General features: G+C 72.2%; 7 protein-coding genes. 5 read left to right on the top strand and 2 right to left on the bottom strand.

Annotated features, from left to right (window positions below):
• The first annotated feature begins 183 nt into the window (after positions 1-183).
• The 5 genes from ACIP6U_RS04950 (at position 184) to moeZ (ending at position 6,494) form a co-directional block, all read left to right on the top strand.
• Complete coding sequence (locus ACIP6U_RS04950; RefSeq protein ID WP_401713124.1) at positions 184-2,028, top strand: DUF3492 domain-containing protein; 1,845 nt, start codon at positions 184-186, stop codon at positions 2,026-2,028.
• A complete protein-coding gene (locus ACIP6U_RS04945; protein WP_401713121.1) occupies positions 2,025-3,422 on the top strand; it encodes a hypothetical protein in 1,398 nt (465 codons plus the stop codon). The genes ACIP6U_RS04950 and ACIP6U_RS04945 overlap by 4 nt, the downstream gene beginning before the upstream one ends.
• A gap of 130 nt (positions 3,423-3,552) precedes the next feature.
• Positions 3,553-4,515, top strand: a complete 963-nt coding sequence (locus ACIP6U_RS04940; RefSeq protein ID WP_401713118.1) for an NAD-dependent epimerase/dehydratase family protein — start codon at positions 3,553-3,555, stop codon at positions 4,513-4,515.
• Positions 4,503-5,252 (top strand): spherulation-specific family 4 protein, encoded by a 750-nt coding sequence (locus tag ACIP6U_RS04935; RefSeq protein ID WP_401713115.1) that lies wholly within the window; start codon positions 4,503-4,505, stop codon positions 5,250-5,252. The genes ACIP6U_RS04940 and ACIP6U_RS04935 overlap by 13 nt, the downstream gene beginning before the upstream one ends.
• Before the next feature lie 63 nt (positions 5,253-5,315).
• Positions 5,316-6,494: an adenylyltransferase/sulfurtransferase MoeZ gene (gene moeZ, locus ACIP6U_RS04930; RefSeq protein ID WP_401713113.1), complete on the top strand. Its 1,179-nt coding sequence runs from the start codon at positions 5,316-5,318 to the stop codon at positions 6,492-6,494.
• A 125-nt stretch (positions 6,495-6,619) separates the two neighbouring features.
• Here the strand turns inward: moeZ and ACIP6U_RS04925 are convergent, their stop codons facing one another.
• Both ACIP6U_RS04925 and ACIP6U_RS04920 read right to left on the bottom strand, forming a co-directional pair.
• Positions 6,620-8,185, bottom strand: coding sequence for an alpha/beta hydrolase (locus tag ACIP6U_RS04925; RefSeq protein WP_401713110.1), 1,566 nt, complete (start codon positions 8,183-8,185; stop codon positions 6,620-6,622).
• A 216-nt stretch (positions 8,186-8,401) separates the two neighbouring features.
• The gene (locus tag ACIP6U_RS04920) at positions 8,402-9,949 is read right to left on the bottom strand and encodes an alpha/beta hydrolase (protein ID WP_401713107.1); all 1,548 of its coding nucleotides are present in this window, start codon (positions 9,947-9,949) and stop codon (positions 8,402-8,404) included.
• Positions 9,950-10,034: the final 85 nt, after the last annotated feature.

The following is a 10,034-nucleotide window of genomic DNA, read 5'->3' as shown; positions in this document are numbered from 1 at the left end:
TACGTGATTTCGCCCTGCGCGCTCTGCACGGCTCCCCGACGTTTATTTTCCCCCCGTTCCCCCGTTGGGGGGGGCGCCCCCCCCCCCCCCCCCCCCCGCCACCGCCTTGTCCGCATACGTTCGTCCCGCTGCGAGTCGCCGGGTCAACGGCGGCTCCCCATACGGGAGATCGGGGGTGCACCTGTGCGCATCGGACTGCTTACGGAGGGTGGCTATCCGTATGTGAGCGGTGACGCCAGGCTCTGGTGCGACCGGCTCGTGCGCGGGCTCGGGCAGCACGAGTTCGACATCTACGCGCTCAGCCGCAGCGAGCGCCAGGAGGCCGAGGGCTGGGTCGAGTTGCCGCCCCAGGTCAGCCGGGTGCGGACGGCTCCGCTGTGGGGGGCGGAGGACGACGGGGTGAGCTACGGGCGCCGGGCGCGCCGACGGTTCGCCGAGTACTACGGCGAGTTGGCGGCCGCGCTGTGTGCGGGGGCCGGAGCGGGTGTGGGGGTGGGGAGTGCCGGGGGGCCTTCCGGCGCCTCGGGTTCCGCGGGCGGCGCCTCTTCCGCGGGTGGCTCCTTCGATGCTTCCGGTTCCTCTGCCTCCGGTTCCTCCGAGGAGGCCTCCGCCACTCAGGCGGACCGTTTCGGCAGCGCTCTGTACGGGCTCGCCGAACTCGCCCGCGACGAGGGCGGACTGGTGGGCGCGCTGCGCTCCGAGGCCGCCGTGAGCGCCCTTGAGCGCGCCTGTCGTGCGCCCGGCGCCCTGCGCACGGCGCGTGAGGCGCGCGTACCCGATCTGCTCGCCGTGGCCGCGCAGTTGGAACGCGCCCTGCGCCCCCTCTCGCTCGACTGGTGCGAGGAGGACGGGCTCGGCTCGGTCGACCTGTGCCACGCGGCGTCCGGCGGCCCGGCCGCCCTGCCCGGGCTGCTCGCCCGCCACTTCTTCGGCGTACCCCTGCTGGTGACCGAGTACGGGGTGCGGCTGCGCACGCACTACCTGGCCGCCGCCGAGGCGCCGCCCGCCGTACGGTCCCTGCTCGCCGCCTTCCACGGCAGGCTCGCCGCCGAGATCTACGACCGGGCCACGATCGTCACCCCCGGCAACACGCACGCCCGCCGCTGGCAGGAGCGCTGCGGCGCCGACCGGGTCAAGCTCCGCACGGTCTACCCGGGCATGGACGCCACGCACTTCACCGAGGTGGGGGAGTCCCCGGAGTGCGCGGACCCCGACACGCTGGTGTGGGTCGGGCGGGTCGAGCCCACCAAGGACCTGGTGTCGCTGCTGCACGCCTTCGCGGAGATCCGCAAGGAGGAGCCGAAGACCCGGCTGCGGATCGTCGGCACGCCGGCCGGCGAGGAGGGCGCGGCCTACCTGGGGCACTGCCGGGCGCTCGCCGCGCAGCTCTTCCCCGACGAGGCCGACGGGATGCACGCCGTCGGCGACAACCCCGTGTCCTTCGAGGAGATCGGTGGGCCGGAGGTGCCCTCGCCGGCCGACGCGTACGCCGCCGGTTCGGTGACCGTGCTGTCCAGCGTGGTCGAAGGCTTCCCGATCACTCTGGTCGAGGCCATGTTCTGCGGACGGGCGACGGTGTCCACGGACGTCGGCGCGGTGGTGGAGGTCATCGGGGGCACAGGGCTCGTCGTACCGCCGCGCAACCCCCGGGCGCTCGCCGAGGCGTGCGTAACGCTGCTGCGCGACCCCGAGCGCCGTGCACGCCTGGGTGCCGCCGCCCGCGCGCGGGCGCTCGAACTGTTCACCGTCGAGCAGAACATCACGGCATTTCACGGCATTTACCTGGAGATCGTCTCGCAGACGCCGGTACGCCGGGTCGTCCTCGACGACACCGGGGAGCCGCTGCCGTTCGCCGCCCCCGCCGAGGCTCACGTACCGGGCCGCTGGACGGGCCCCGCCGCCCGCGTCGTCGCCCGCGGCGGACCCGGCTGGGCAGCGGGCGCCCCGGTCCGCGCGACGACGGCGACACCGGCCACGACATCCGCCGCGACGCCTGCCGCGACACCTGCTGCGGAGGGGGCCCGATGAGCGACTTGGGAGAACTGGACCGACCTGGCACGCCGACCAACCCCGGGGCGTGGGACGAACGGTCGGGGGAGTGGGTCGGCGGGGACGCGGATCCCGGGGACGGGGGCGCCGCGCTTGGTGACGCGAGCGTGAGGCGTGGTGACGGGAGCACGGGACATGCGCGCACCGGCGTAGACGCTGCCGCAGCCTCCCGCGCCGCAGTCACCCCCGCCGCATCCGGCACCACAACCTCCGCAGCCTCAATCTCGCCCACCGCGCCGAGCTCCGAAGCCCCCGCCACCCGTCGTCGCGCCACCACCGCTGACCCGGTCAAGGCGCTGATGCACCGTCACCGTGACCTGTGCGAACGGGCCGTGGACCCGCTGGAGATCGCGGCAGGGCTGGAGGCGCACGGCGTCACCGACCGGACCGCGACGCGCTTCCGGCACCGGGACGTGTTCTCGCTCGCGGAGGAGATGTACGCCCGTGCCTCCCACGGCGAGGAGACGCGGCCGACCCCCGAGGCTCCGCCGGCCCCGGGCGCGCGCGCCGGCTGGGCCCTGCTCGCCCTCCTGCCGGGTGCGTTGTGCGCGGCGACGGTGATCGGCCTGCCCTTCACCCATGGTCGGCCCCGCCTGGTCGTGGCCGTCGTCGGCGTTCTCGCCGTGGCTCTCGGCCTGCGCGCGGCGCTCGCCCGCGGCCCGCTGGGCGTACCCGACCGCACGTCTTCGGGACCGGCCCCGCATACCCCCGGCACCGGTCTGTGGGCGTGCTGGCTCGTCGCCTACGCCCTGTTCGGCGACGGGCTCCTGAACGCGGCCGTCGGCGGCGGCCCCGACAGTCTGCCCACCGGCGCGGCCGACGGCCCCTGGCCTGTCGCGACCGCCCCCGTCCTGGCACTCACCCTCGCTTGCGCCCCCGCCGCCTGGAGCGCCCACCTCTTCACCGCGCGCGCCCGGCGAAGACTGACGGCCAGCCGCGGTCTGGCGGACTTCGCCGCCTCCGTACGGCCGCTGCTGCTCGGCACGTTCGCCCTGTTCCTGTGCGCCCTGGCGGCCCTGCTCGCCGTGTGCGCCACCGCACTGGACCAGCCCGCGGCCTACGCCCAGACCCTGACCCTCGGCGCCCTCCTGTTCCTCGCCCGCCTCCTCACCACGCACGGCTTCACCCATGCACCCGCGCTCGTCCTCACCGTCACGGCCACCGCCGAGGCGGCAGCCCTGGTCACGGTCTTCGCGGCCCGCCTTCCCGGCTGCGGTTTCCTCGCCACCCCCGTGGAAGCCCTCGTCGACGCCACCGGCCCGGGCAGCGTCCCGGCCCTGGCCTGCGCGGCGGCCGCCCTGACCCTGCTGGTCCACACGACCCGCACCCTCACCCGGGCCTCGGCCCACGCACCGGCCGACCGGCCGTGCTGACCCGGCACGCCCCGCCCACCGCCCACCGCGCCGCGGGCGCCCGACCCCGAGGCAACGGCACCACCCTCGCTGAAGGAGAACACCAAATGATCACCTCCCGACCCGAACCCTCGGCTCCGGGAGCCGTGCGATGAGAGTCCTGCTGATCGGAGCCAACGGCTACCTGGGCCGCTTCGTCGCCGACCGTCTGCTCGCCGACCCGGCCGTCCAGCTCACCGCGCTCGGCCGCGGCGACGACGCCGACGTCCGCTTCGACCTCGCGTCCGGCAGCCCCGGTGCCCTCACCCGCTTCCTCGACGCGGTCCATCCCGGTGTGGTCGTCAACTGCGCCGGCGCCACCCGAGGCGGCGCCCGTGAACTCGCGCGGCACAACACCGTCGCCGTCGCCACCGTCTGCGAGGCCCTGCGCCGCAGCGGCTGCGGCGCCCGGCTGGTGCAGATCGGCTGCGGCGCCGAGTACGGCCCAAGCCAGCCCGGCTCCTCCACCGCGGAGGACGCCGTGCCGCGCCCGGGTGGCCCGTACGGCGTCAGCAAACTCGCCGCCACCGAACTCGTCCTCGGCTCCGGCCTGGACGCGGTCGTGCTGCGGGTCTTCTCACCGGCCGGCCCGGGTACGCCCGCCGGCTCGCCGCTGGGCCGGCTCGCCGAGGCCATGCGGCGCGCCATGCAGTCCGGCGACGGCGAGCTGAAACTCGCCGGCCTCGGCGCCCAGCGCGACTTCGTCGACGTACGCGACGTGGCGCGCGCCGTGCACGCCGCCTCGCTCTCCGCCGCCCAAGGCGTCATCAACATCGGCTCGGGCCGTGCCGTCCGGCTGCGCGACGCCGCCGCCACGCTCGCGCGGGTGGCCGGATACGGCGGTGCCCTGCACGAACTGGACGGTCCGCCCGGCCCCTTGATGCGGTCGGGCATCGGCCACCCGCGCACCGAGTCCGACCACGCCTCCCCGGTCGCGTACCCGTACCCGGACGGCTGCGGCAGTTGGCAGCAGGCCGATGTGCGCACCGCGCGCGACCGGCTCGGCTGGCGGCCCCGGATCAACCTCGAAGAGTCCCTGGCCGACATCTGGATGGAGGCGGCATGCCGTATCTGACCAGCACCAGGGCAGGCACCGCGAGCACCGACGTCCGCACCGGGCTCGGCATCCCGGGCTACGCCCACCCCCTGGTCGCCCCCACCGAGTGGGCCGAACTCACCCGCCCCGGCACCCCCTTGCACTGGGTCGTCCTCGACGTCGCCGACGGTCCCGGCGCCCGCCCCGACCCACACTGCCTGGAGGCGGCCGGGCGGCTGCGCAACGCGGGCGTGCGGGTCCTCGGCAACCTCGACAGCGCGTACGGGGCCCGCACCTTCGGGGAGCTGATCTCCGACGCGCACCGCTACCGCGACTGGTACCGGGTCGACGGCTTCCTCGTGGACCGCTGCCCGACCGAACGCGCCTCGCTCCCGGAGATCGGCCGCACCGTCGACACGCTCCGTTCGATCTGCGACGACGCGCATGTCGTCCTCGGCCACGGCACCCATCCGCACCCCGGGTACGTCGAGTGCGGGGACCAGTTGGTGACCTTCGCCGGGTCCTGGAGCGACTACCGGTGGTCGCAGGTGGCCGAGTGGACCGCGGACCATCCACCCGAGCGTTTCTGCCACTTCGTCCACGGCGTGCCCGGCCCGCACCTCGAAGAGGCGCTGCGCATCGCCCGCTGGCAGGGCGCCGCGACGATCTACTTCACCGACCGCACGGACCGAGGCGGACGCGCCGATCCCTGGGAGACCCTGCCCGGCTACTGGGACGACATCGTCTCGCGGGTCGGGACGGGTGTCTCGGAATGAAGATGGGCATGGCAGTGTTACAGGGAGAACAACCGTAGTGATTGACCGATCAACGGAGTCCCCGTGTCGCTGCCACCCCTGGTCGAGCCAGCTGCTGAGCTCACCGTAGACGAGGTCCGCAGGTACTCCCGCCACCTGATCATCCCGGACGTCGGGATGGACGGGCAGAAGCGGCTGAAGAACGCCAAGGTGCTGTGTGTGGGCGCCGGCGGCCTGGGCTCGCCGGCGCTGATGTACCTGGCCGCGGCGGGCGTGGGCACGCTCGGCATCGTGGAGTTCGACGAGGTCGACGAGTCGAACCTGCAGCGTCAGATCATCCACAGCCAGGCCGACATCGGCCGCTCCAAGGCCGCGTCCGCGCGCGACTCCGTCCTCGGCATCAACCCGTACGTGAACGTCGTCCTCCACGAAGAGCGGCTCGAGGCCGAGAACGTGATGGACATCTTCAGCCAGTACGACCTGATCGTCGACGGCACGGACAACTTCGCGACCCGCTACCTGGTCAACGACGCCTGCGTGCTGCTGAACAAGCCGTACGTGTGGGGCTCGATCTACCGCTTCGACGGCCAGGCCTCGGTCTTCTGGTCCGAGCACGGTCCCTGCTACCGCTGCCTCTACCCGGAGCCCCCGCCCCCCGGCATGGTCCCCTCCTGCGCCGAGGGCGGCGTCCTGGGCGTGTTGTGCGCGTCCGTCGGCTCCATCCAGGTCACCGAGGCCATCAAGGTCCTCACCGGCATCGGTGAGCCCCTCGTCGGCCGCCTGATGATCTACGACGCCCTGGAAATGCAGTACCGCCAGGTCAAGGTCCGCAAGGACCCCAACTGCGCGGTCTGCGGCGACAACCCGACCGTCACCGAGCTCATCGACTACGAGGCCTTCTGCGGCGTCGTCTCCGAGGAGGCCCAGGAGGCGGCCGCCGGCTCGACGATCACTCCCAAGCAGCTCAAGGAGTGGATCGACGACGGCGAGAACATCGAGATCATCGACGTCCGCGAGATCAACGAGTACGAGATCGTCTCCATCCCGGGCGCCAAGCTGATCCCGAAGAACGAGTTCCTCATGGGCACCGCCCTGGAGACCCTCCCGCAGGACAAGAAGATCGTCCTGCACTGCAAGACGGGTGTCCGCAGTGCCGAGGTCCTCGCGGTCCTGAAGTCCGCGGGCTTCTCCGACGCCGTGCATGTCGGCGGCGGCGTGATCGGCTGGGTCAACCAGATCGAGCCGGACAAGCCGGTCTACTAGGCGAACAGGCTCGTCTACTCGGCGAACGCCTTCTCGGGAGGGGCTCGGCACCGTGGGTGCCGGGCCCCTTTCCGTTGCCCCGACTCGTGCGCGGGCCGCGAGCGTGCGGGCCGCGAGCGAAGGCGCTACGAGGCGCAGACCTTGCCGTCCTTCGGTACCGTCCCCTTCAGTAGATACGCGTTCACCGTGGAGTCGACGCAGTCGCTCCCGCTCCCGTACGCACCGTGCCCCTCGCCCTTCCAGGTGAGCTCCACACCGACGCCCTTGCCCAGCTCGTCGGCCATCTTCCGGGCGCCCTCGTACGGTGTCGCCGGGTCGCCGGTGTTGCCGACCACCAGGATCGGCGCCGCGCCGGGCGCGCTCACCTCCGGGGTGTCGTACTGCCCGGCCACCGGCCAGTCGTGGCACCAGCCGGCCGTGTCCCAGCCGAGGAAGTCCCCGAACACGGGCGAGATCTTCTCGAACGTCGGCAGCAGCTTCTTCGTCTCCTCGGCGGTCGGCCGCTGCTTGTCGTCCAAGCACGATATGACCCGTTGGGAGTGGGTCGTCGTGCCGTAGTGCCCCGAGGTGTCACGTTCGTTGTAGCCGTCGGCGAGGTCCAGCAGCTCCGAACCGTCGCCGCTCTCCGCCGCGTCGAGGGCGCTGGTCAGCGTCGGCCAGCCGGCCTTGCTGTAGAGCGGCAGGACGATGCCGGTGACGGCCAGCGTCTGGGTGAGCTCGCGCCCGGACGACGTCGACAGCGGCTTCGCGTCGAGCCGGTCGAGCAGGTCCGCGATCTTCCGGGTGCCCTGCTTCGGGTCCTGCCCGGTCGACTTGAGGTAGTCGTCGAGGGCGCGCTGGAAGCCCCTGGTCTGGTTCTCCGCGTGGCCCACGGTGTCGGCGCTGGGGTCGACGACCGCGTCGAGGATCAGCCGTCCCACGTTGTTGGGGAACAAGTGGGCGTACACACCGCCGAGTTCGGTGCCGTACGAGATGCCGAAGTAGTGCATCTTCGCGTCGCCGAGGACCTGGCGCATCAGGTCCATGTCGCGCGCGGTGTCCGTCGTCGACACGTGCGCCAGCAGCTTGCCGGTGGCGTTCTTGCAGCCCTTGCCGAAGTCGAGGGCGTCCTGGAAGTACGCCTTCTCCTCGGCCGGGGTGTCCGGGGTGGCATCGATGTCCTCGGCGGCCTCGATCGCCTTGTCGCCGCGGCAGCGCACGCCCTCGCTGCGGTCGACCCCGCGCGGGTCCCAGCTCACCAGGTCGTACCGCTCCCGCAGGGAGGAGGCCGTGGCCGCGTACGACGGCAGGGTGGAGACACCGGAGCCGCCGGGACCGCCGAAGTTGAACAGGAGCGAGCCGATGGGCTTGTCGCCACGGGACTTGCCGCGGATCAGCGCGAGGCCGATCGTCTCGCCGTCCGGCTTCGACCAGTCCAGCGGCACTTTGAGCGTCGCGCACTGCCAGTCGCTGCCCGGCGCGGCGGAGTCGGCGGTGGCCTTGCAGCGTCCCCAGTCGAGCCGCTGCGCGGTCAGGGAGGCGGGCAGGACGGCGCTCGTACCGGCGGAGTCGGAGGAGTCGGCCGACGGCGTGGCCGCCGCGCCCGTGTCTCCGTCTCCCTTGCCGTCGTCGGACGACGAGCCGCCGCTGCAACCCCCCACCAGCAGCGCGGCGGCGGCCCCCAGCGCCGCCCACCGTACGAGTCGCGCCATGTGCGTTCCCCCCTCACGAGCCGTCGGCACATCGGCCGGCCGACGGCGGTCAGGCCATAGTAGGCGGATCACGCCGAGCCTGCGGAGGGCTGTGGATAACCTCTTGACCTGCATGTTTGCCCGGAATTCGAGGGTCGCGGGCGAGGTCGGGTCCAGGAGCAGACGGTGCTTGTTGTGGCTGGGGTCAGGAGCAGGCGGCGCTTGGCGTGGCCGGGGTCAGGAGCAGACGGTGCCCGCCGCCGGGACCTTCCCGTCCAGCAGATAGCCGTTCACCGCACTCTGCACACACTTGTTCTTGCTGTCGTAGGCGCCGTGCCCCTGGCCCTTGTACGTCAGCTCGACGCCGACGCCCTTGCCGAGGGCGTCCACCATCTTGCGCGCGCCCTCGTACGGCGTGGCCGGGTCGCCGGTGTTGCCCACGACGAGGATCGGCGCCGAGCCGGCCGCGCTCACGTCGGGATGGTCGGCCGCGCCCGCCACCGCCCAGTCCGTGCAACTGACCATGCCCCACGCCAGGAAGTCGCCGAACAGCGGCGATGCGGCCCGGAACTCCGGCAGCTTCTCCTGCACGAAGTCCGAGGTGTACCGGGGCTTGTCGTCGGCGCAGTTGATGGCGATGTTGGCCGCCGAGATATTGCTGTACTCGCCGTTCTCGCTGCGCCCGTTCATCGAGTCGGACAGCAGCATCAGGATCCTGCCGTCCCCGTCGTACGCCTGCTCCAGGCCCTCGGTCAGGTACTCCCAGAAGTCCTTCGAGTACAGCGACTGCGCGATGCCGTTGGTCGCGGCGGTCTGGGTCAGCTCGCGCGGGAAGATGCCCGGGATCGGCTTGCTGTCGAGGTCCTTGAGCAGCTTGGCGATGCGGTCCTTGACGTCCTGCGCGGTGTCGCCGACCGGGCAGTCCTCGACCTTCGACGTGCAGTCCTTCGCGAAGTTGTCGAGCGCGAGCTGGAAGCCCTCGGCCTGGCCGAGCGAGCCCTGTTCGGAGTTCTGCGTGGGGTCGACGACTCCGTCGAACACCGCGCGTCCCACGTTCTTGGGGAACAAGTGGGCGTAGACACCGCCGAGTTCGGTGCCGTAGGAGATGCCGAAGTAGTGCAGCTTGGTGTCGCCGAGGACCTGGCGCATCAGGTCCATGTCGCGGGCCGCGTCGGTGGTGCGCACCTGCGGCAGCACCTTCTTGGAGTTCTTCTCGCAGGCCGCGTTGAACTTCTTGGTGTTGTCGAGAAGCGCGGTGCGCTCGGCCGCGTCGTCGGGCGTCGCGTCCTGCTGGAAGTACGCGTCGAGCTGCTGGTCGTTCTCGCACTCCACGGGGGCGCTGCGGCCGACTCCGCGCGGGTCGAAGCTGACCAGGTCGTAGCGGGTGCGCAGCTTCGCGTAGTCCGCGCCGAAGGCGGGCAGCGTGGTGACGCCCGAGCCGCCGGGCCCACCGAAGTTGAAGACGAGCGAGCCGATGCGCTTGCTCTTGTCGCCGCTGGATTTCGCCCGGATCAGTGCCAGGTCGATCGTGTCGCCCTTGGGCTTGTCCCAGTCGAGCGGTGCCTTCAGGGTGGCGCACTGCCACTCGTCGCCGCCCGCCAGGGGCGAGGGGGCACCGCCGCCACCCTCCGCCTGGGACGGCGCCGGGCAGTCCTTCCAGCCGAGCGTCTGGGCCGACAGGTCCTCGTCCTTGGGGTCGTCGTTGCCGCAGCCCGCCAGTACGGACGACAGCAGCACGACGGAGGCGGTCAGGGCAACGGCCCGCAGGCGAGGAGGGTTCGGCATGGTCCCATCCTGCGGTCGCACGCGACGGAGCGCTCGGGGCACGGGCCGTACGAGGTACGGCGCCCACGCGTGCGTACTGCGGGGT

Source organism: Streptomyces sp. NPDC088794 (genome assembly GCF_044750545.1).
Lineage (GTDB): Bacteria > Actinomycetota > Actinomycetes > Streptomycetales > Streptomycetaceae > Streptomyces.
The sequence above is the reverse complement of the archived record's forward strand: the minus strand, read 5'-3'. Positions and strand labels throughout refer to the sequence as shown.

Bases quoted from the DNA above. Each gene is read 5' to 3' on its own strand.
- ACIP6U_RS04920 (WP_401713107.1), bottom strand. From the start codon at position 9,949: ATGCCGAACCCTCCTCGCCTGCGGGCCGTTGCCCTGACCGCCTCCGTC.
- ACIP6U_RS04935 (WP_401713115.1), top strand. From the start codon at position 4,503: ATGCCGTATCTGACCAGCACCAGGGCAGGCACCGCGAGCACCGACGTC.
- ACIP6U_RS04945 (WP_401713121.1), top strand. From the start codon at position 2,025: ATGAGCGACTTGGGAGAACTGGACCGACCTGGCACGCCGACCAACCCC.
- ACIP6U_RS04940 (WP_401713118.1), top strand. From the start codon at position 3,553: ATGAGAGTCCTGCTGATCGGAGCCAACGGCTACCTGGGCCGCTTCGTC.
- ACIP6U_RS04925 (WP_401713110.1), bottom strand. From the start codon at position 8,185: ATGGCGCGACTCGTACGGTGGGCGGCGCTGGGGGCCGCCGCCGCGCTG.